The following is a 20,482-nucleotide window of genomic DNA, read 5'->3' on the forward strand; positions in this document are numbered from 1 at the left end:
AAGAAAAATGACTACTGAAAATTCAAAAGACAACTTACATATTTGGAATGCAGTTAAGCAGACGCCTACCAATTTTCTTAAAAAGATTGAGATTGGTTATTTGAAAGGCAAGTCAGACATTAACCCTCAATGGCGTTTAATGGCTATGACTCAGGCCTTTGGTCCTGTTGGTCATGGCTGGACTTATAGACATGTTCGTTTATGGTCTGAAACTGCTCCAGATGGAACCATTATGGCTTTTGCTGAAGTAGCAGTAAAAACCAAGATTGATGGTGTTTGGGGTGAAGAGTTTTTCGGCAACGGTGGTTCAGCAATTGCTGAAATTCACAAAGGCAAATTAGTAGCGATTGATGAAGGTTATAAAAAGGCCGTTACTGATGCTCTAGGAGTAGCGTTTAAAGCTGTTGGTGTGGCAGCTGATGTTTACCTCGGTAATTTTGATGGAAGTAAATATCTATACAACTATGACTATGCTTACCAAGAGCAAATTACCTCTACCCCAGCAGGTCAAAATACAAATCAGAATAATCAGACAACCGCTCAGGGTGGTAACCAGAAGCCACCTCGTACTCAGGACCAACTTTATCAAGATGCATTAAAAGCAATTAAAGATGCTCCAGACACTAACATCTTAAATGCTGCGATTAAAAAGTTTAAAGGTACTACTTATGAGGCGGGTATTAATAGAGCATGCCAAGCACGTGCTGATCAAATGGGATGGAGCTCTAAAAATGTTCCGCAGCAAACACAACAACCATCATCATTGCACCACTGATAAGGAGAGCTATTTATGTCTAATTTATTAAACGCAACTGAAGCATTTGCTGCTCTCCAGAAAGGTAAAACAGTTCTTTGTCGCTACGCTGGTGATGGCGTACTTAAAGCTGATAGTTCTTTCAGTTCCCTTGATCAAATGCCTGCAACTGTATTTGGACTTCCCTATTACGAGTTTTGTATTAAAGCTGAATTAATGGAACTAGCTGGTATTGAATTTACCAAGCCTTTAACTCCCCACGATGTAGAAGCAGAACAAGAAATCTATATTGTAATGCCGACTCGCATATTGAGAACGAAGTTTGATGAAGAAAATAGCGAGATTCTTTGCAGTGTAATGAACGGTTTTGCTCAGGCAGATGTTGAAAATGCAATTTTGCAACTAAAAGCTATTGGCGCGACATTCGGTCAGGTAATTGGCGATGTTGAAATTAAAGATGGATTTAATGACAAGCCGAAAAGACAACGTAATAAACGACTAAAAGCTGAGCTCTCAGAAGTTAAACCTGCGCCATTTGAAAATATTAACGATGCTTCAAATGTCCAAAAATCAACATCAGATGATGTTAAAAAAAAGACATTAACTGAAGCAGAACAAAGAAACGAAAGTATCGAAGATGATTATCAAAAAACCTTAGATACCCTTCTACAACGAGTCAGTGAGTCAAAGACACCTGCAGAAGTAAACGCTGTTTATCGCTATACACGTGCGTGGACTGATAAGCAAATGGAACCTTTACTTCAAGCTACGCATAAACGTCTAACCAAACTTGCAGAAGTAAAGCCTATACATAGTGAGCCACCGTCGTTGTTGGTTCAAATCCAGACTGCATCCGACCTTACCACTTTAGATGCTTTGGAAATTGATGTTTCAGGACGAGATCCACTAATTCAACCAAAGCTCATGGGAGCTGTTAAAAAGCGTCGCTTTGAATTAGAAAGTGCCGCTACCAACGAACCAGATTATTTACTGGAGGACTAACTATGAGCTTCCGTTACTCCTCTACTGCCCGAACACTGATTGTGTTCGGCAACCTGATGAACCATTACTACGACAATGTGAACGCGTCTCAAATCGATAGCTTAGTTGATGAGGCGAAATTTAAAGAAGCGACTTGGAGAAAGTAAAACAATTTTAGAGCTGCAATGTTCTACATGAGTGACTGTATTGCTGACCCTCTGCGGTCACTCTTGAGAACATTGCAGTATTTAGGGGTAATTAGATAGGTAAAGGTATGGGAAAATATATTGTCGTTGTTGAAGCAGAAAAACCACCTCAGGTATTCATTCATGAAATTATTCCTAATGTGGGGAGAGTCATTGAAATGAAAGCTGAGGAAATACCAAACCGTGTGACTGCAGCATGGTTAATGGAGCGCTATAGCCTGTCCCGTAAATTGATTATTGATGAGCTTCGTCCATTCAATAAAGGGACTGATGGCAAGCATCTTTACGATCCAAATGAAGTTATTCCTATCCTTGAAAATTTAAATAGACAAAGGCAGCAACGGCAGTCGAGACGGAAGAATTAATATGGGGCTTTACGCCCCTTCATTATTTCTCATAAAAATATATTCCCCCAAAAATCCAAGTTTAAATAAATAAAATCACAAATTTAAAAACAATGTTTTTAATAAAGTTATTCAATGTAAAAACCACTTATAAATTAATTTATTTACAATTTTATAATGATTTTATTTTTATATTTATATTAACTATTTAACATATCAATTCTTATATTTTATCAATTGGTAAAATATTTAGTTACACGCTTTAATATTTTATAAAAAAACTATATGTTAGGTTTTAGACTCATAATTGATTCCATTGTGAGATAAAAAATGTCATCTAAATACAAGAAATTTAAATTAAAAACCCTTTCAACCACCTTATTTATTGCATTCACTTCGACTGGTGTATTTGCAGCAGATAGTAATTTAAATCAACAAAAACCTGTAATGAATGTCGCTGAGACATTAGCATTTGATGCAAAACACTATGCAGCATCTTATGGAGTTACATTAGACGAAGCTATGCGAAGATTACTTATTATGCATGGTACAGATAACCAAGTAGCAGGTTTAAGTGATAAATATAAAAATGTTATTTCTGGTCTATATTTTGATAATGGACCTGACTTCGGATTAAAAGTAAAAGTTGTTGGAAATAATAATTCTCAACAAGCTTTTAAATTAGAAAGAAAACCAGATACATCAGTTAAACTTTTAAAAAATAAAAATGTTCAAGAACGTATTCAAGTTAGAAAGCTGGCAAATTTAACTGAAACTGAAGTGGAATCAGCATATAGAGCTATTGAGCGCGGTGTAAGTGCCCCTATTACCCTTATACAAGGAGCTTCAAATACTAAGCAACAACGAGTAAATCATCTTAATAAATCATTTGCTGCTGTTAAAAAGGCGTACCCTACAGTTGAAATGATTTTAGATAATGAGCAGACAGGAAATGCATTAGTCTATGTGAAATCTCTAAAACAAGTTGATAAACAAGCTCTCGAAAGACTACTCAACGTCAAAGTAGACTTATCTGAAATTCCTACTGGTATTCGCCCTACTAAAACACGTGGTGGATCATGGTTAGTAACAAATTCAGGTGGTAACTATTGTATGACTGGTTTTACTGCTAAAAGGATCTCAACTGGTGAACTCGGTGTTATAACTGCAGGCCACTGTATAGATCCAAATGTTCCTTTAAATTATAAAGATAAAGATGGAACTCAATATGCTATTTCACCAGTAGCAGGTATGTATCGTGACGATACTGGAATGGATCTAGCTTTTATGAAAGCTGGAACGACTACTACTCAACAAGCTGTACCAGAGTTTTATGCGGATGCTACATCACCAGCTCGAGCATTAACAGGTAAACGAAATCGAACAAGTACTGCAGTAAAAAGTGGAACAGTTAAAGGATCTTATGTTTGTCACCTTGGACAAACTTCACCAACAAATCCAGCATTGATGCAAAGCTGTGGTGAAGTAATATCAATTACTGGTGCGAATCATCATCCAGGTGGAAACACTTATGTAGTTGTTACCAATACCCAAAGTGGAGCTGGCACTAATCATACATCTGGCTTAGGTACTTTGCGTTGTGTGCGTGGTGACAGTGGCGGCCCATGGTTTGCTTTAAATGTAGCATTTGGTATTCAGTCAGCATGCTCATGGAAAGATACTGGCGAAACAATCACAAATACAGTCATTTATACCAGCGTAGATTACTTGGCTGATATAGGAGCTCAACTTGTATATCAATAAAATATTATTAGCGGTTGCTTCGTTAGGACTACTTGCTGCATGTCAGCAGCAAGTACCCAGTAAGCAAGAAAATAAAGATCAACTTAACTCAGTAAAAATTCCTGTTTATCAATTCAATGGTATTTCTGCTTCTGCACGATTAAGAGGACCATTACAACTTAAGGATGAGTGTCTATATGTGAATGACATTTTAGTTGTATTTCCTGAACGATCTACAGAATGGAATAGCAAAAATCAGACTTTAACTTATAAAGGTAAAAAAATTGCCTTAGGTGAAGAATTGGACATAGCTGGTGGTTTTGGTCAGTTTGAACGAGATAGCCAGCGAATTCAAAACTTAAGTACTTTATGTGATCATAAAAGTATTTGGTTTGCTGGATAACTTAACATCTACTAAAAGTGTATTTCATTAATTGAAATGCACTTTTCTTTTATATAGTAATTGTTAAACTAATTACTCTCCAAATCGCTTAATATCCCTGCTTTAATTGTAAAAAATTATTCGACACCACTTCGGCACCATTTAAATATAACCTATTGTTATTTAATATTTATTATAACCTTGCCAAGGTTGGGGTCGCGAGTCCGAGTCTCGTTTCCCGCTCCAAAATTTAAAAACCACTTAATTCGAAAGAATTAGGTGGTTTTTTATTGTCTATTGGTTAGCTAAAGCTGGATTACTCCAACCTTTCCTCATAAATATCTTTAATCAGATTTCACGAGCTGCGCTTAAAAACTTTATATTCAAAGGCAGCAACGGCAGTCGAAAAAAAACTCAAGAGGGTAATGTCCTTTTATTTTTCATTAAGCAATATATTTAGTACCATTTCATTATTTTTTCGAACTTTCACCTTATAATCTCCTATTGAACTTTCGATTTCAAATCCATCCTTCGCTAATAATTTGTAAAAATTTGCGTAATAACGAGGAGCTGGTTTTATACTACTTAATTCATTAATTCTATCTAAAATACTTTTTAAACAATTATTTGCAGAAACAACTATGGGCGTAAAATCATCATTTAACTTTTTACTTTTAGTAAGCTTTTCTAAAATAAGGATATTATTATCTAATTCTGCATAAATATCTTCGAGGCTAATAAGGAGTTTTTTTAAGATTATATGATAGTTTGGCCAATTATCTTCTTCTTCAGCATCTCTAACATCATATAAAAACCTTAACATTTCATCATGAGTTATCAATAGGTCATTAAAGAGTTTATTTAAATTTTCTTTAGAAGAAACAAAAATATCAATCTGTAATTGTTCACGCCAATCATTGTAAAGCTTCATTGCAACAACAGCAGCTATTAGAGTTGCAAAAGCCGAAAGATAATCCGCTTCAATATCTAAAAAATGTTTAAAAATAATTGATGAACTCAAACAAATCAAAAAAATTCCTATGATTATAGAAGAATAAATTAGAGTTTTTTTCATAGAATTTAAAATTAGATCGAAAAGTAGTATGTATTTAGAATCCGTAAATTCTAAATTGTATAAAAGATAATGTTTGACCAATAAAGATATAAAGTCGTCGATTTTTGGATATTAAATGGGTGATATTTAAAAATATCACCCGTTATTTTACAATTTTTTAAGGACGTAATCTTAAATGATTATCAATAGGTTGAGTTACCCACCCCATACTACGAAACTCTTGAATCATCTCATTATATACTGGTAACTCAGGGTCTAAAGATCTTATGGTCAATACTAAAATAGCATTTTGTGCTGTTTGAGGCATATCCTCTTCTGCTCGACGCATTACTTTCATCTTTAACCGCCAAGTTTCAACCCCTGTTCCTCTTGGAAATCTCTTATAGTAAGCTTTAACAGGTGACCATTTAAAACCATGCTCTATTTGCGATACCTCATATCTTTCATTAATATCATCTGGGGTTGCGGGAACTAAACTATGAAATTCATTTTTACCCTTCTCTTCATTAAAATCGTAACTTCCCATTCCAACATCAACATTTGTTCTACAATACTCAGATGCAAAACTTTTATCAGTTAATGGTGAATAGACTAAAGTCATTAATATTTCCCCTTTAAACTTGCCATCTGATGTTAATAAACAAGATGCCATGGGAAATGGAACCTTCTCAAATTCAAATCCTCCATGACGTACATCCACATTAAAAAATAAGGTTATTGAATTTGATTCACAATATAATGTATCAGTAATATTTTGGGGACGGCCAAAACCATAATAATGTAAATTAGTTGCAGAAACTTTTTTTGTATTGGAGATAAGTGCTGAATGTATTAAGAGCGCTTTAACCATTTCAGGCGTAACTTTTTCTGACTTATTATATGAAAGAAAATGATAAATTTCTGCCGCTAGACTACTAACTATAGGTGTTGCAAAACTAGTACCAATATTTTCACATAAAGTATTATTAGGTCCCAAGCTAATAACGCCAGTTTGTGTAAAATTACCATTTATACAATTATTACCACCATAATGTGTAATTTCTGGTTTAGGGATAAAACAAGGGCCCGGACCAATTCTAGAGAATGGTGATACATCCTCATTTCTAACTAATGTTAAAGGTGTGTCTTTATGTGCAAGGCTACCTACTGTTAAACCACGAACTGAATCTGCCGGAGAGGAAAGTCTATTTTTTGCCAAAGAAGCAATATTATCCATTGTAGGCCAACAACTATTATCACTTTGATTCCCCGCCGCAATTATAAATAAGCATTGATATTTATCGTGCATTTCATCTAAAAAACAAGCTAAATCAGAAAAGTCTGTTTCACCAACAGGGTTGGAAGCACCTAATGATAAATTCCATATTTTTACTTCAGGATACTTAGGTATCACCTCTGCTATAGCTGATATGAGATCATCTTCAGAAATACCTACCGATGAACGCGGAAAAACATTTACATCTACAATTTTTGCTTGAGAGCTAGGGAATCTATGATCATTATGATTTAAAGCTTTACTGTTAACAATCAATCCCGCAACCATTGTTCCATGATTATAATCTTCCAAGCCAGAAGGAACATAAGACTCTCTAGCAACCACCCATGGTGACAATAATGTATTATTTGGACATACTCCCGAATCAATTACCCCCACCACAGGATAATCTTTAGTAGCATCTGGTGCAGGAAAGACAGAAATATCTGCGTTACTTAAAACCACCATAGGATTAATTGTATCTAAGGTTTGGTAGTATGGCATGGGTAGTACAGAACGTAATCCAATAAAATTCCCTAGCACATCTCTTACACTATCATTTTCAACTCTTGCCACATATAAATTTTTTATACTCCCATAATGTAGTTCTTCAATAGGAATATTATGCTCTTTTGCTAATTCAAATAATGCCTTTTTTAGTTTTTCATTCTCTTCAAAATCTTGATGATCAAAAATTGAAAGTTTTATCAGACTATTATTTATTTTTTTATTTAATTGATTCCAATCATAATAGTTTAGCCTTTCTCTTTCAGTAAATGGCTCTATTTTTTCAATAGTAGAAATATTAGCAGTTGGTTTTTTGGCTTCAGTTGTTAAAATTTTATTTTTAAGACTTTTTAACCCTTGCGGAGTTGCGCTTACCAAAATTTCCCCAAAACCCATAGTCCCAATAATGGGACAAGTGGACTGAGAAAATAAAGCAGTCGGGCGGTGAGATTTTGCTATTGCTTCTTCTTTTAAGGTGATTTTTGCTACAGCTGGTAAATCAGGCCATCTTTTAAATTCAGACTGAAAAAAATCAAGTATCTGATCTGTCTGTTCCGCAAGTTCCTCCCTTCTTGATTTACAAGCTCCGTTACCAAAAACCTTAGGCGGACCAGGAGTAACTCTTACAGGTGGTCTATGATCCCTAGTAGTTGGAGTAACCATTAAAATTGGATTTTCTCTTTTAGTCATATTTACCCCCTAACCCATCTTAATTATTTAAAATATTCGATACTTTTCCTGATGAAATATTAAATAATGAAGATAACTTAGTCCCTGTAAATAATTTAGGATTAAGCTCTCTCAATTTTTTAACTTTCTCTTCAATACTAATATCTTTTGAAATTATTTCATCGTACTGATTATGAATTAATCTAAATATTAATTCATCAATTTCAATAGTATTTTTATCATTTAAAATTGCATTTCTAATCGCACTTTGGCAAGCTTGCTTTATAACTGCCCCACTCATACCATGGCTAGCTTCAACCACATTCTTAATATTTTTTGGTAAAAACTTGCCTAAGAATCTTTGTATTAATTCCTCTCTTAAGAACTTATCTGGTAGAGGTATTTGAACTCGGTATGCAAATCGACGCCAAACTGCTGGATCTAGTAATTCATGATGATTTGTAGCCGCAATTAATATAGTACTTGTAGGCAAAGAATCAATATTCTGAAGTAAACTTACTACTACTCTTTTTAATTCTCCAAGCTCATGTTGATCATCTCGAGCTTTTGCCAAAGCATCAAACTCATCTAAAAAGAATACACAAGGTCTACTAGCCACATGGTCAAAAAGACTTCTTAAATTTTTTGAGGTTGACCCTAAATAAGAAGAAATTAAGGTATCACATCTAGCTGTAATTAATGGTAAATCAAGGTTTGCCGCCATATAGTTTGCTAAGATGGTTTTACCACACCCAGGTGGTCCATAAATAAGCATAGATGGCGCTATCCCCACCCCTTCATTTTCTAATAAACTTGATTTATCAATGAATTTTAAAAATTCATCAATTTGATTCTGTATATAGTCACTAAAGACTACTTGATTATTTTCCAAAACTGGCTTGGTTTCATCTCCTAGAGTCAACCTACTATCTCCGTCTATAGGAAGAGCAGCATTTATAACACCAGATTTCATAGTCGCAGTGGTATAACCTTGAATTGATGAAAGCGAACTATTAATTTTATTAAGGATATTTTTTGCTTGTCGCTCCAATCCCTCTTTTTCCAACTTATCTGCTAATAATGAGGCATATGAGGTGACTTGAGTTGTATTCCCCTTTATACCCCCCTCAATTATCTTTAAAACCTCTGATAAATGATCCATTCCAACCTCAAAGTACGTTTTTTCATAACAAGAGCATTATACACAACAATGAATATTTTTCAAAAAAAATGAATAAATATTAAAAAAAATGAAGAAATTTTAAAAATTATGAAGAAATTATTGATTTTTTGAATTTGGACTTATATCTTAATATTAGATATGTATCAAACGCAGAATGTGTTTCGCAGAACATTTTAATTCAAGCAATTTAAACAGCTAAAAGGAGTATTTATCGTGAATTCATATATGATAGGTTATGATCTTAATAAATCTGGTAAAGATTATAGTGGCCTAATTAATCAAATTAAGAAAATTTCAGGTATCTGGTGGCATCACTTAGATTCAACATGGATTATTAAATCCACAAAATCTACTATTGAAATTAGAGATCTTCTTTCGCCATATATTGATGAGGATGATGAACTTCTCGTAGCAGGACTTACTAGTGTAGCTGCTTGGAAAGGATTTAATTCTAAAGGTTCACACTGGTTAAAAGATAATCTTTAAAAGATCTTATCCGAATTAATTTTTCAGATATTTATGTAAAATTTGAATTTTATATCCTCTTTAATAATTATCACGGAAAAGCTCTGAGTGCTTTTTATACGGCAATATAAGAACGTAAAAAAAGCCTCTCTTTACTCAAACAATAACTCAGCTAAGTCAATAACCAACTATTAAAGAATAGAGCTTCACTATTTCACGGCCATTAAAATCTATCTTTCTAAATTCTGCTCGCACATTCATTCTGCAACTACTTGCAGTAATTTCAGAGAATTGGACGTTCAGAAGCTAATTAAATAGTTTTTTATCATCTGCCAGCTAACTATATTTCAATTCAACCCTCAAATATTTTTAGCTAATTCTTTTGCCAAACATTGTTCATGCCAAGTGGTTTGAAAATTCTCGACAGCTTTTGATTTGATAAGAGGGTCTTCAAATAGCTTTGAAGAATATGCAGATTTGATAAGCTCTTGATAAAGTTGTTTGGCTTGTTGCTCTTCAAGATGATTGGCGATGTCATGTAACTCTTTAGCTGGCACTTCATGTTGTCTAGCATCCATTACGCCACTCGCTGCTTTTTTCACAGTTTCACAGTAATGAAGTTCCATTGCTTCTGATGCTGCATAACATTGAATTGAAATTGCGCTGATAAAGAGGAATATAAATCTCATAATCTCACCTTAATTTGACGCGCAAGGTTATCAACTAATCTCTGCAAATTTAAGTTAAAAAAGGTTATTTTTGTTTTCTCTTCTTTTATTTCACCTTTTGCACTTGAGTATTAGAAGCTCTCAGCACTGTTCCATCTGCCGCGACTGGTGCCATAAATGGAATTTCTTGTCCTGTAGTTTTATCAATTAACAGAGAATGGCGCTCACCACTTTCAAATAGGTTTTGCTCTCCCCATTGTCGTAAAGCCACAATCACTGGGAACAAACTCTCCCCTTTATTGGTCAATACATATTCTTGATAAGCCGTGCCATCCGAAGCATCTTGTAGTTCAAGAACACCAGCATCGACTAATTTTTTCAGTCGATCTGAAAGAATATTTCGTGCAACGCCTAAGCTGCGCTGAAAATCTCCAAAACGGCGCATTCCATCAAAAGCATCACGCACAATAAGCAGTGACCAGCGATCTCCTATGAGATTGACGCAGCGCGCAACAGGACAAGGTTCATTTTTTATCAATGTAGAGTTCGCCATTGAGTTTCCTTACCAATCATCAGCAACAAGTTATCTAGTTGCATTTTAAAACTAGTCGATCTAACATTCAACTAGTTGCATTTTAAAACTAGATTAACTGGATTTAGGACAATGAAAGCTTCTCTTGCATCTTCAACCTCAACCACTGAAAGTGATAAACCGCTTTCAAGCATGCCTCGTGGCGTAATTTTGCTATTTGCGATTGCTAGTGGTGCAAGCGTAGCAAATGTCTATTATGCGCAGCCCTTGCTCGACATTTTGGCAAGAGACTTTAATGTTAGTCATGCCGCCATTGGTGGTGTAGTGACAGCCACTCAAATAGGTTGTGCCCTAGCTTTAATCTTTTTAGTGCCGTTGGGTGATTTGGTAAACCGACGTCGATTAATGGCTCTACAGTTACTAGCCTTAATATTTGCTTTGCTAGCAGTTGGCTTTGCCCATTCTACGATTATTCTTTTGGCAGGAATGCTTGCGGTAGGTTTACTTGGCACAGCCATGACCCAAGGGCTTATCGCCTATGCTGCTGGTGCTGCTCTCCCACATGAGCAAGGACATGTAGTTGGTACTGCACAAAGTGGTGTGTTCATTGGTTTACTGCTTGCCCGTGTATTTTCAGGGGGAATTAGTGATGTGGCGGGTTGGCGCGGCGTGTACTTCTGCGCAGCTATCATCATGCTCATGATTGCATTGCCGCTTTGGAAACGTCTGCCTCATTTAAATATTCAACCTAGTGCCATGCGCTACCCGCAGCTTCTAGCCTCTATGTTAAAACTACTACGCCAAGAAAAAGTGCTACAAGTGCGCGGTGTGTTAGCTTTACTCATGTTCGCGGCATTTAATATTTTCTGGAGCGCATTAGTACTGCCGTTAAGTGCCCCGCCTTATAGCTTCTCGCATACTGTAATTGGGTCTTTTGGACTCGTCGGAGTTGTAGGTGCTCTGGCTGCTGCACGTGCGGGTTACTGGGTAGACCGTGGATATGCTCAGCGTACAAGCTTGGCAGCACTGTTAATATTACTGCTCGCATGGGGTCCGCTTTCACTCATGGCCTACTCGCTCTGGGCACTTGTGATTGGCATCGTATTACTAGACTTAGGTGGGCAAGCTTTGCATGTGACCAACCAGAGTATGATTTTTCGTACTCGTCCAGAAGCGCATAGCCGTCTTGTTGGTCTATACATGCTCTTTTATGCAGTAGGTAGTGGATTGGGTGCAATCAGCACAACAGCGACTTATGCTTATGCTGGTTGGCTTGGCGTGTGTGCACTCGGTGCAGGTGTAAGTTTCTTGGCTCTATTATTTTGGTGGATGACACGTCATATCGTGCCTCAAATCACTCATGAAAAGATAACAATATATAAATAAATAAAATATAATAATCCAAAGTTTTATAAGCCCATGAATAAGAAAGTTTAGTCTTTAAATCTTAAGTTCGAGCGGTAATAGAATGAAATCTTCTTTAACAATCTAAAGATTGATATGCAACTTTAGACAATTACTATCAAATATATGCAAATCCCTATAGGAACAAAATTGGGTATTAATAATAAATTGCTTTACACGGTTGTATTTGCCCTTGTTGCAGGATGCCACCAGCAAGAAGCAAACGACAGTACAAATGCTGTGAAACTCCCAGCCTATCAGTACGATGGTTTCTCTGGTTCAGCACGCTTAAAAGGAAACTTGGAGTTAAAGCAAGGATGTCTTTATGTGAAAGATATACTCATTGTCTTTCCAGAACATAGCGCTCAGTGGGATGCTGAAAAAAACACTTTAAGTTATAAAGGCCAGCAGATCGGCTTAGGGGGCATATTAGATATTACTGGAAATATTGGTAATTTTGAGCAAGACAATTTACGCATTAAACATTTGAGCCCCATGTGTGATCATCAGAATATTTGGTTTGCCGGATAATCTTTTGTGAAGAGTATGAGTAAAAAGGCCCCCGTCTGGGAGCTTTTTAAAATTCGTTTAGCAGCCTAAAACTTAACTTGGATGAATTTCTGCCGTCAATCTTTGCAAGTCATGACCCGAAGGTGCTTGGTAAACACGTAAACCAAACTCGGGAAGAATTGCAATTAAATGGTCAAAAATATCTGACTGAATTGCTTCATAAGAAACCCACGCAATCGTGTTGGTAAATGCATAAATCTCTAGCGGCAACCCTTGGCTGGTCGGCTGTAATTGACGAACAATAATAGTTTGATTTTGAGCAATACCCTTGTGCTGACGCAAGTAAAATTCTACATAGGCCCTAAATGTACCAATATTGGTTAGACGGCGCTTGTTGTAACGAGATTGATTGCTTAAATGCTTATTGAATTCTTCAATTTCAGAATTCTTTGCATTTAAGTATTGATCTAGCAATAAAAAGTCTTTGAGCTTTTGTTGCTCTTCATCACTCATGAAATGAACGCTACTTTGATCGATAAAAAGTGAACGCTTCATTCGACGGCAACCCGAATTGCTCATACCACGCCAGTTTTTAAATGTGTCGGTCACGAGCTTATTAGTTGGAATGGTGGTATAGGTTTTATCGAAATTTTGAACAGTCACGGTATGCAGTGAAATATCAATTACATCACCATCTGCATTGAGTGATGGCATTTCAATCCAGTCCCCAATACGCACCATGTCATAAGAGGCAATTTGTACACTCGCCACCAAAGACAAAATGGTGTTTTGGAAAACCAGCATTAATACCGCTGCCATTGCACCAAAACCTGCAAGTAACGTGAACACATCCTTTTTAAGGAAGGTCCCCAAAATCATAAGGCCACAGACAACAAATAAAATGAGTTTAACCAGTTGTAAGTAACCTTTAATCGGTTTGTTTCTAGATTTTGGATTACGCTGATAAATAAGATTAAAGATATTTAATAGCTCGCTAACCGTAAGCGCGAGTGTAAGAAAAATGAATGCTTGCGCTGCCATCTCTACAAAAGCAATAAACTTTGGAGATAGATGAGGCACTGTTGCAATGCCGTTCATAATCACAACAGCAGGAACAATATTTGCAAATTTCTTTATAACGCTATGCTGAGCGAAAATAGACTGATTTGGTGATTTGAGTTTTGTGACTAAATGACGAACGCCCCGAACAATAATGCGTTTGGCAATAAAATTTGCTATTGCAGCAAATAAAATCAAAATCGTGAGTGAAACCAACATTTCTAGCCAAGGATATTGACTTAACTCACCCCGAATATCACGGAAAAAATTTAAAAAATCCAAACCTATACACCTTTAAAATTTCTTTTGTAGAATTTTAGGGGTTAAGAACGTTTCTCATAAGGTTTGTTTACATATGTAGTCATAAATACAACAACTAAGTTATATACCCTGTCCAAATTTAATTATGATCCGTTAATTTTAAAGCTTCATTTGCTTATGTTTCAGACCAATTATATAAACTAGATCGGGCTTATCGGTTCATTTAGAATAATGCGTTAAACGAATAATTCTGGTTTGAGTGAGTGAAATTTTCTGATTTTTTGACTTTTATTGGAACAGTCTGGTTCAGCTTATTGTTTATCTATATTGTTTGGACATTTTTTCTTAAAAGTCAGGTTCAAAGATTTTTGATTTATAAACGAGGAAAGATTGCTTCTGCCGAGGTCGTATATTTTCAAGACTCATTAGCTAAGGTGGAATATCGCCCTTTATGTTATGTCAAATTGAAATTTCAAACTGAGCAAGGCCAAGTCATTACTGAAAATCTAAAGGTGCTTATTGCTAAGCAAGATCACTATAAATATAAAGTCGGTAGTATTATTAATATTAAATATGACCCTAAAAACTTAAAGAATATTTCGATATTGGGCGAAGTGATGATTTAGGTCATTAGAGATTATTTAAAAAATACGATAATCCCTGTGGGGCGCGCCCATTTAAACGACTACTTGTGGTTACTCGTACCAGATTACTCCAAGTAATATTGCAACAATGCTTGATCAATTTTTTGATTAAAGACACATCTTCATGACATGAAATCGGCTCAAAGCCACCGACCAAAAGATAGACCTCTGCACTAAAACTTAAATTGGCCCCATGAATATGCGCGTGGTCCATTTCATCTTTATAGTGTGCTAAATATTTTTGCTGTTTCGTTATAGAGAGATGACTAAAATCGTCTAGCGTTACAGTACCGCAAATTGCATCTGTTGGTTGATGCTGGATTTGATAGCGCAGCCAATCAGGACTCACCACGGTGTCTGCATCGGTACATGCAATCCAAGTTACACCACACCCGATTAAATGACGGATTCCTAAATCCCTCGCCTTGCCGACACATGCATAGTTGCATTCAATCCAGTTAATGTGATGGCTTTGGACAATCAACCGCGACTGGTCTGTACAGCTATCGAGTACAACAAGCACTTCTACCTCATAACCACTAATGTTATCTATGGCGACCTGAATAGATTGCAAACAGGCCGATAGATAATACTCTTCGTTATGCGCTGGAATGACGATACCTATTTTCATCTTAGTTTTTCCTGCTGTGCTAAAGAGGAAGTGTTCGCCGTCCACAAATCAATCATAAAATCTGGATCGTTTAAACTGAGGTAGTGATGAAATGGAAAATGTTGCTGAAAAGCTTGATGGACTTGCTCTGCATTTAATTCAAAATCTTGAATTTCATGGCGCCAGTGACAACACAGAATCTCGCCATCATCATTTAAACTATGCTTTAACTTTTCAATAAACTGATGCAGTTCATCTGCCGATAAGTAATAGGCCATCTCACTAATTAAAATCAGGTCAAATTTTTGAATCGAGTAGTCTTCGGGTATTTTTCTGTTTTCAACCACAACATGCTCGAACTCTTGTAGCCGCTCGGAAGCTAAATGAACAGCACGCTCAGAGACATCTATACACACTAACTCATCAGCTCTTTGCGCCAAATGAAAACTTAAATGTCCATTTGAACAGCCCACTTCCAACACTTTTGGGTAGCGGGGTCTTGTCAGCAACGCGAGACAAATTTGTCTTTTACGTGCTTCATACCAATGAAAGTCATAGCCCCATGGATCACTGTTATGACGATATAAATCTTCAAAGTACATGCGAGAATGAATCACTCAAATAAACCTCATAAGGCATTAAAAGACGTTTAATCGCATTTGGAGAGAGAACGGCGGCATTACCCGTAGTTTCATCTGCTTCAAGTTGGGTTTTAAACTGCAAAATTGCTTGATGTTTTTTAGTTAGCTGTTCTTCGGTTAAGCGGTAGGCTTTTGCTCGGTGCCAATCAATGCGTGGGTCTAAAGGCTCTGCCCAATGCCAAGTCCAAATTAATACGTGTAAACAGAGTAGTTGCTTAGCGGTTGCATAGGCTTGTACGGTTTTACCCACGGCTTCATGGTCTGGGTGACCATCAAATTCATAGCTACAAATTAGAATATCGTCGGCTTGAACTAACTTGTCTAAACTCTGCCACAGTTGTTCGGTTTGCAAATGGATCTGGCCATCTAACAAATTAAGCTCTATATGCTCGGTTGACTCTGCTACGCCTAGACAATTTAAGGCTGCCAAGCTTTCTTGCGGGCGAAGAATATTAAGCTGATCTGGAGGATATTTTGTAGAGTTAGGATGACTTTGGGTGCCGTTACTTACCGCTAAAACCAAAATCTTGCAGTTCAGTGCAATCAGCTGCTGCATTAATCCGCCACAGCCAAGTACTTCATCATCCGGATGTGGCGCAACAATTATCACTCTTTTTGAGCGAAATAGCTCAAGATCTAAAGCTGCTAACGGTTGTTCTTTAAATGCGTTTAACCATTGTTCTTTGGCTGTCCCCTCACCAAAAATAACGCGGTCTTCAACCAATGGATGTTTTAAAGTTCCCATAAGCTTTGCTCCGACACACAGAGTTCTGCAATTTGTTCATAGTCAAAAGCAGCATGACTTTGTCGTATAAACACAGGTAAATCTGCCATGAGATGAGCAAATGTTGCATCTTCACAAAAAGGACGTGCGCCTAAAGCTTTCCCTACTCGCTCAATAATGCTCAGGCAGCATTGTTCTGTTTGGGCACGCAATATTCGAATTTCGCGCTCATGACTTAGCGTTGGTTTATGGTCTATGAGCTTGGCAACATATTGAAAATACTGCTTAGTGATTTCTAGTTGCTGAGCGACCTCACCTAAATACAATTTTTTATAAGGATTCGGATTTGCCTGACAGCTTTCTTGCAAAAAGTTAGCTAGACGCACGGCGGCACCATACCAACAGGCCGCTACACCTGCTGCACCATGCCAAAAACCTGGACGTTTTAAATAACTGTTTGGCTGACCAACCATCTGAACAGGCGTATTCTCGAAACGAACTTGTGCAGTCTGTGTTGCGTGCATGCCTACAGCGTGCCAGTGGCTTAAATCGGTTGTAATGGATGGATGACTTAAGTCAACAATACAAAGCTGCGCTTGCCATTGCTGATCTTTATAACTTATTAAAGCTTTTTCAATGAATTCAGCACCAGAGCACCAAGGTTTTATGCCATTACAAAGATTGTCTTTTATTTGCAATTGTGCTGGTCCACCGTCTGCTGCCCAAACTGCCCAAGTCTGGTCATCTATTTGTTGTTGATAATCTAATTCCCTCAAAATGCTTAAAGCATCGCAATGAGACTCAAAAAGCTTAGCTAAACTTAAGTCGACTCCAGCAATCTGAGCAAAAAGTTGCCAACGTTGATAGGTTTGGCCAGAAGCTGGGTGAGGCAAATTGTGAGTTAAACTTACCAATTGATTGAGCAAATCTATACGAAGCTTACTTTTCTCTTCAGCTAAGGCAGCTTCAAATTCACTCAAGATACTTAATATCGTCATATTTATAGGTATTTTAATATTCATTGCAAATAATTATTTATAAGACTTGATTTAACCATATCTAAATACTTCTGTTTAAATAAACATATAAATTGTAATAAAAAGATAAATATTATTAGTTTTATATCTAATTATTTCATTGTTATTCAAATACCCCCATTAAGTGAACTTATAAACCGATCATGTAAGGTTTATTAAAAACTCAACATTTAGTTCATTATTTAAAGTAATTTAGTTCTTACCGTTTTTCTATTTCTACAGAAGAGGTCTAAAATGAACACTTTAAATATTAATGATATTAAAAAACACGCAGATGTTATTGCTTCTTGTGGCACTAAAGTAGGAACAGTCGATCACCTCGAAGGTGAAAACCAATTAAAGCTCACCCGAGACGAAAGTGGTCAACATCACCTTATTCCTACAGGATGGATTGGGGAAGTAAAAGAAGACCAAGTCATTCTGAATAAAAATTCAGAGGAAGTTAAAGATCAGTGGCAAGCGATCTAGACTTCTAAATATAACTATAAAAGAGTTAGCTTTTTTAAATAAGCTATTTTTTACTAATAAAATAAAATTAGTTTATTACTAATAATCTAAAACTAAGGCTCCTTTTTATAAAGGAGCCTTTTTTTATTTATCTCATATTTAAAATAAATAAAACTTAACCTCGTTTTATTTCAAATTCACTTAGTCTTTAACGGAGCTGCTTTTATATCTACAAACCTTTTTGTGGTTCATTTTGTCCCTTAAGCACATGGTGATCGTTTTTACTTAATGCTAAAAATTGTGCATTCGCATTAAATGAACAATTATGAATAAGGTGACGTATATGATCACAGGGAATCATCAGCTTAAAGCCAGAAAGGTACATTTCGATTTTACCGATTCATCCGTCTGTTGGATGCCGAATGATCCGCTATGCTCGCATGTAGCCAATGGCATTAACATGCTCTTGCCAGCTGGTGAGTTTTGGTTTTGCCGTGTGTTTAATAAAACCCTGCCCTTAATTACCGATGAAACCCTAAAACAAGAAGTGATTGGATTTGTCCGCCAAGAAGCTGCTCATGCACGTGCGCATGAAAAAGCACAGGACTTCTTACGTGAAAATGGTTACGACATTCAAGAAACACTCAACCGTGCCCATTTTGTTTTTAACATTTTATTGGGTGACAAACCGCTCGGCATGCCCTTTTTAAAAGGCGAAAAGCTTGATGAATATTGGTTACTTTTCCGAGTAGGTGTGATTGCTGCAATCGAGCACTTTACGGGAACCATTGGTCAGTGGACACTGGACAGTAAATCTTGGGACCAAGCTGACCCTGCTATGGCAGATTTGTTCCGTTGGCATTTAGCTGAAGAAGTTGAACATCGCTGTGTTGCTTATGATTTATTTGAGCACCTTTTAACAAACAAGTTTGGGTTTTATGTGTCGCGCCAAGTGATTATGGCTGCGGTTTTCCCACTGTTTATTTACTTCCTTGCTGACTTTGCCCGTAGTTTAGGTAAGCAAGATTTAGAGCATGAAGATATTCAAAAATTGATGCGCCGTGGCTACTTCAAAATTATTCGAGAGTTTGAAAAAACTGCGACTCGCTCAGACAACTTACCGACTATTAAATATTTGTGGAAAGCGACGTTAAGATGGGCTTCACCAAAATTTAACCCAATTCATGAGGGAGACACCGAGCAAGCTTTAGCTTATATGGCTCGCTCGCCTGCAGTTCAATATTTTGAAGGAATGGCACAACAGGCTGCAAAACCTATGTAATCAAGCTAAGCGCTTATTTCAATACAAAGTAAAGCCTCTTTTTGGGAGGCTTTCTTTCGTTTAAGAGTTATCTAGACCGACACAGATTAAAAAGAAACAATCGAACTAGCACGCTTTCATCAATGCTGTTTTTTTCAAAAAGTCGGAACATCGCCCCGTCAATCATACATAAAAACATGTAAGCATCTTCAATCGAAGCCGTAGTTTTGACAGTTAAAAGCAGTTTATAAATTTCATTGATGAGCCAAGTTCGATACTCAATGGTAACGCCATAGGCCTTGGGATAGACTCTTTTAATTTCAAACAATGCCTTAAAGGGTAAATGATATGGCCCTTCTAAACTCGCATGTAAAAAATAAATTTGCTTAAGTTTATCCAGCACCATGAGTTCATTGTAAGAATAGAGAATGGAAAACACTTTGTCTTTTAGCGTGTCTTTTTGGAAACTGATACACCTCTCGATTAGCCGTTCTTTTGAGTGAAAGGCATTATAAAAAGTGGCCTTGGAAACCTTGGCTTCACTAATAATTCGGTCGACACCAACTTTATGAAACCCATATTGATTAAATAAGTCTTTTGCTACGTGAAGCACTTTTAATGCTTTAAAGGAAGATTGTAAATTTGGCATAGATATACCGCTTAGAATAATTTTTTGTTGCATGTAAATGAGATAGAAATGCCGTTACTCTTAAAATGAGTGCTAAAAACAGGCATGCAAAAGCCGCACAAAATGGCGTGCTGACCTATCTCAAGTTTTATAGTTGCTGTGTTTTAGATTCTTAAGGTGTAGAAAACCTAGAGTCGATTGAACCGCTTTATAGATTGCTCGAGTGGTATGAATAGAGAGACTTTGGCAAAAGCCAATAAAGAAGAAATAGTACGTATAGCGGACTCCTTTGGGTATAAAGAAGCTTCACCACATTACTGTCAAATAATGGTGGCGAAACGAGAGAAGGTTGACAGACTGATACCCAAAAGATCAGCACACCCGTGGGTGTCCCCCTCCCGTTCTGAACTGCACCCCATAAGTTAGACTTTTAAAACTTATGAGGTGTGCTCTATGCCAATTCCGAAGCATTCAAAAGAGTTAAAATTAAAA

Annotated in this window: 23 protein-coding genes; 12 read left to right on the forward strand and 11 right to left on the reverse strand. The window is 36.6% G+C overall.

Annotation, left to right across the window (positions count from 1 at the left end; all coding sequences use genetic code 11):
* The first annotated feature begins 7 nt into the window (after positions 1-7).
* From ACTJJH_RS15840 to ACTJJH_RS15865, 6 genes are all read left to right on the forward strand, one after another.
* Positions 8-775, forward strand: a complete 768-nt coding sequence (locus tag ACTJJH_RS15840) for a hypothetical protein (RefSeq protein WP_440601428.1) — start codon at positions 8-10, stop codon at positions 773-775.
* A 15-nt stretch (positions 776-790) separates the two neighbouring features.
* Entirely contained in the window at positions 791-1,756 is a 966-nt protein-coding gene (locus tag ACTJJH_RS15845; RefSeq protein ID WP_440601429.1) for a hypothetical protein, read from the forward strand.
* A 2-nt stretch (positions 1,757-1,758) separates the two neighbouring features.
* Positions 1,759-1,902, forward strand: a complete 144-nt coding sequence (locus ACTJJH_RS15850) for a hypothetical protein (RefSeq protein ID WP_164905565.1) — start codon at positions 1,759-1,761, stop codon at positions 1,900-1,902.
* 107 nt (positions 1,903-2,009) lie between these two features.
* A complete protein-coding gene (locus ACTJJH_RS15855) occupies positions 2,010-2,306 on the forward strand; it encodes a hypothetical protein (protein WP_440601430.1) in 297 nt (98 codons plus the stop codon).
* A gap of 309 nt (positions 2,307-2,615) precedes the next feature.
* Positions 2,616-4,049 carry a hypothetical protein gene (locus ACTJJH_RS15860; protein ID WP_057075392.1) on the forward strand — a complete coding sequence of 478 codons (1,434 nt, stop codon included), beginning with the start codon at positions 2,616-2,618 and terminating at the stop codon, positions 4,047-4,049.
* The gene (locus ACTJJH_RS15865) at positions 4,036-4,431 is read left to right on the forward strand and encodes a hypothetical protein (protein WP_031960191.1); all 396 of its coding nucleotides are present in this window, start codon (positions 4,036-4,038) and stop codon (positions 4,429-4,431) included. Before ACTJJH_RS15860 ends, ACTJJH_RS15865 begins: the two co-directional genes overlap by 14 nt.
* A 412-nt stretch (positions 4,432-4,843) precedes the next feature.
* Here the strand turns inward: ACTJJH_RS15865 and ACTJJH_RS15870 are convergent, their stop codons facing one another.
* The 3 genes from ACTJJH_RS15870 to ACTJJH_RS15880 form a co-directional block, all read right to left on the reverse strand.
* On the reverse strand, positions 4,844-5,431 hold the full coding sequence (locus tag ACTJJH_RS15870) for a hypothetical protein (protein ID WP_440601431.1): 588 nt from the start codon (positions 5,429-5,431) through the stop codon (positions 4,844-4,846).
* Positions 5,432-5,642: 211 nt separating this feature from the next.
* Positions 5,643-7,937 (reverse strand): S8 family anti-phage peptidase IteS, encoded by a 2,295-nt coding sequence (gene iteS, locus ACTJJH_RS15875; protein WP_440601432.1) that lies wholly within the window; start codon positions 7,935-7,937, stop codon positions 5,643-5,645.
* A 19-nt stretch (positions 7,938-7,956) separates the two neighbouring features.
* Entirely contained in the window at positions 7,957-9,078 is a 1,122-nt protein-coding gene (locus tag ACTJJH_RS15880) for an AAA family ATPase (protein WP_440601433.1), read from the reverse strand.
* Positions 9,079-9,312: 234 nt separating this feature from the next.
* Here ACTJJH_RS15880 and ACTJJH_RS15885 point away from each other — a divergent pair, with 234 nt between their 5' ends.
* Positions 9,313-9,585: a hypothetical protein gene (locus ACTJJH_RS15885; protein WP_440601434.1), complete on the forward strand. Its 273-nt coding sequence runs from the start codon at positions 9,313-9,315 to the stop codon at positions 9,583-9,585.
* A 338-nt stretch (positions 9,586-9,923) separates the two neighbouring features.
* Here ACTJJH_RS15885 and ACTJJH_RS15890 read toward each other — a convergent pair whose 3' ends face one another.
* Both ACTJJH_RS15890 and ACTJJH_RS15895 read right to left on the reverse strand, forming a co-directional pair.
* A complete protein-coding gene (locus tag ACTJJH_RS15890; RefSeq protein WP_016138707.1) occupies positions 9,924-10,253 on the reverse strand; it encodes a hypothetical protein in 330 nt (109 codons plus the stop codon).
* A gap of 85 nt (positions 10,254-10,338) precedes the next feature.
* Positions 10,339-10,785 carry a winged helix-turn-helix transcriptional regulator gene (locus ACTJJH_RS15895; RefSeq protein ID WP_440601435.1) on the reverse strand — a complete coding sequence of 149 codons (447 nt, stop codon included), beginning with the start codon at positions 10,783-10,785 and terminating at the stop codon, positions 10,339-10,341.
* Between the two features lie 111 nt (positions 10,786-10,896).
* On the opposite strand from ACTJJH_RS15895, the gene ACTJJH_RS15900 reads away from it, so the two are divergent.
* A complete protein-coding gene (locus tag ACTJJH_RS15900; RefSeq protein ID WP_440601436.1) occupies positions 10,897-12,150 on the forward strand; it encodes an MFS transporter in 1,254 nt (417 codons plus the stop codon).
* 144 nt (positions 12,151-12,294) lie between these two features.
* Positions 12,295-12,699, forward strand: coding sequence for a hypothetical protein (locus tag ACTJJH_RS15905; protein ID WP_075382625.1), 405 nt, complete (start codon positions 12,295-12,297; stop codon positions 12,697-12,699).
* A gap of 72 nt (positions 12,700-12,771) precedes the next feature.
* Here the strand turns inward: ACTJJH_RS15905 and ACTJJH_RS15910 are convergent, their stop codons facing one another.
* Positions 12,772-14,019: a mechanosensitive ion channel family protein gene (locus ACTJJH_RS15910; protein WP_005070199.1), complete on the reverse strand. Its 1,248-nt coding sequence runs from the start codon at positions 14,017-14,019 to the stop codon at positions 12,772-12,774.
* A gap of 242 nt (positions 14,020-14,261) precedes the next feature.
* Between ACTJJH_RS15910 and ACTJJH_RS15915 the strand changes: the two genes are divergently transcribed.
* Positions 14,262-14,624, forward strand: coding sequence for a DUF3592 domain-containing protein (locus ACTJJH_RS15915; protein WP_440601437.1), 363 nt, complete (start codon positions 14,262-14,264; stop codon positions 14,622-14,624).
* A 4-nt stretch (positions 14,625-14,628) separates the two neighbouring features.
* On the opposite strand, the gene ACTJJH_RS15920 is transcribed toward ACTJJH_RS15915, so the two are convergent.
* The 4 genes from ACTJJH_RS15920 to ACTJJH_RS15935 are packed head-to-tail and all read right to left on the reverse strand — an operon-like array spanning position 14,629 to position 17,639.
* On the reverse strand, positions 14,629-15,273 hold the full coding sequence (locus ACTJJH_RS15920) for a glycosyltransferase (RefSeq protein ID WP_440601438.1): 645 nt from the start codon (positions 15,271-15,273) through the stop codon (positions 14,629-14,631).
* The gene (locus ACTJJH_RS15925; protein ID WP_440601439.1) at positions 15,270-15,869 is read right to left on the reverse strand and encodes a class I SAM-dependent methyltransferase; all 600 of its coding nucleotides are present in this window, start codon (positions 15,867-15,869) and stop codon (positions 15,270-15,272) included. Before ACTJJH_RS15925 ends, ACTJJH_RS15920 begins: the two co-directional genes overlap by 4 nt.
* Positions 15,844-16,638: a PIG-L deacetylase family protein gene (locus ACTJJH_RS15930; protein ID WP_440601440.1), complete on the reverse strand. Its 795-nt coding sequence runs from the start codon at positions 16,636-16,638 to the stop codon at positions 15,844-15,846. Before ACTJJH_RS15930 ends, ACTJJH_RS15925 begins: the two co-directional genes overlap by 26 nt.
* Positions 16,626-17,639: an acyl-CoA dehydrogenase gene (locus ACTJJH_RS15935; RefSeq protein WP_440601441.1), complete on the reverse strand. Its 1,014-nt coding sequence runs from the start codon at positions 17,637-17,639 to the stop codon at positions 16,626-16,628. Before ACTJJH_RS15935 ends, ACTJJH_RS15930 begins: the two co-directional genes overlap by 13 nt.
* A gap of 249 nt (positions 17,640-17,888) precedes the next feature.
* On the opposite strand from ACTJJH_RS15935, the gene ACTJJH_RS15940 reads away from it, so the two are divergent.
* Positions 17,889-18,122 carry a DUF2171 domain-containing protein gene (locus ACTJJH_RS15940; RefSeq protein ID WP_014206240.1) on the forward strand — a complete coding sequence of 78 codons (234 nt, stop codon included), beginning with the start codon at positions 17,889-17,891 and terminating at the stop codon, positions 18,120-18,122.
* A gap of 322 nt (positions 18,123-18,444) precedes the next feature.
* Positions 18,445-19,383: a metal-dependent hydrolase gene (locus ACTJJH_RS15945; RefSeq protein WP_440601442.1), complete on the forward strand. Its 939-nt coding sequence runs from the start codon at positions 18,445-18,447 to the stop codon at positions 19,381-19,383.
* Positions 19,384-19,450: 67 nt separating this feature from the next.
* Here the strand turns inward: ACTJJH_RS15945 and ACTJJH_RS15950 are convergent, their stop codons facing one another.
* The gene (locus tag ACTJJH_RS15950) at positions 19,451-20,011 is read right to left on the reverse strand and encodes a TetR/AcrR family transcriptional regulator (protein ID WP_274861358.1); all 561 of its coding nucleotides are present in this window, start codon (positions 20,009-20,011) and stop codon (positions 19,451-19,453) included.
* Positions 20,012-20,482: the final 471 nt, after the last annotated feature.

This window comes from Acinetobacter sp. 22301, from assembly GCF_052045285.1.
Classification (GTDB): domain Bacteria; phylum Pseudomonadota; class Gammaproteobacteria; order Pseudomonadales; family Moraxellaceae; genus Acinetobacter; species Acinetobacter pittii.

Bases quoted from the DNA above. Each gene is read 5' to 3' on its own strand.
- ACTJJH_RS15840 (WP_440601428.1), top strand. From the start codon at position 8: ATGACTACTGAAAATTCAAAAGACAACTTACATATTTGGAATGCAGTT.
- ACTJJH_RS15845 (WP_440601429.1), top strand. From the start codon at position 791: ATGTCTAATTTATTAAACGCAACTGAAGCATTTGCTGCTCTCCAGAAA.
- ACTJJH_RS15850 (WP_164905565.1), top strand. From the start codon at position 1,759: ATGAGCTTCCGTTACTCCTCTACTGCCCGAACACTGATTGTGTTCGGC.
- ACTJJH_RS15855 (WP_440601430.1), top strand. From the start codon at position 2,010: ATGGGAAAATATATTGTCGTTGTTGAAGCAGAAAAACCACCTCAGGTA.
- ACTJJH_RS15860 (WP_057075392.1), top strand. From the start codon at position 2,616: ATGTCATCTAAATACAAGAAATTTAAATTAAAAACCCTTTCAACCACC.
- iteS (WP_440601432.1), bottom strand. From the start codon at position 7,937: ATGACTAAAAGAGAAAATCCAATTTTAATGGTTACTCCAACTACTAGG.
- ACTJJH_RS15880 (WP_440601433.1), bottom strand. From the start codon at position 9,078: ATGGATCATTTATCAGAGGTTTTAAAGATAATTGAGGGGGGTATAAAG.
- ACTJJH_RS15890 (WP_016138707.1), bottom strand. From the start codon at position 10,253: ATGAGATTTATATTCCTCTTTATCAGCGCAATTTCAATTCAATGTTAT.
- ACTJJH_RS15895 (WP_440601435.1), bottom strand. From the start codon at position 10,785: ATGGCGAACTCTACATTGATAAAAAATGAACCTTGTCCTGTTGCGCGC.
- ACTJJH_RS15900 (WP_440601436.1), top strand. From the start codon at position 10,897: ATGAAAGCTTCTCTTGCATCTTCAACCTCAACCACTGAAAGTGATAAA.
- ACTJJH_RS15905 (WP_075382625.1), top strand. From the start codon at position 12,295: ATGCAAATCCCTATAGGAACAAAATTGGGTATTAATAATAAATTGCTT.
- ACTJJH_RS15920 (WP_440601438.1), bottom strand. From the start codon at position 15,273: ATGAAAATAGGTATCGTCATTCCAGCGCATAACGAAGAGTATTATCTA.
- ACTJJH_RS15930 (WP_440601440.1), bottom strand. From the start codon at position 16,638: ATGGGAACTTTAAAACATCCATTGGTTGAAGACCGCGTTATTTTTGGT.
- ACTJJH_RS15935 (WP_440601441.1), bottom strand. From the start codon at position 17,639: ATGAATATTAAAATACCTATAAATATGACGATATTAAGTATCTTGAGT.
- ACTJJH_RS15940 (WP_014206240.1), top strand. From the start codon at position 17,889: ATGAACACTTTAAATATTAATGATATTAAAAAACACGCAGATGTTATT.
- ACTJJH_RS15945 (WP_440601442.1), top strand. From the start codon at position 18,445: ATGATCACAGGGAATCATCAGCTTAAAGCCAGAAAGGTACATTTCGAT.
- ACTJJH_RS15950 (WP_274861358.1), bottom strand. From the start codon at position 20,011: ATGCCAAATTTACAATCTTCCTTTAAAGCATTAAAAGTGCTTCACGTA.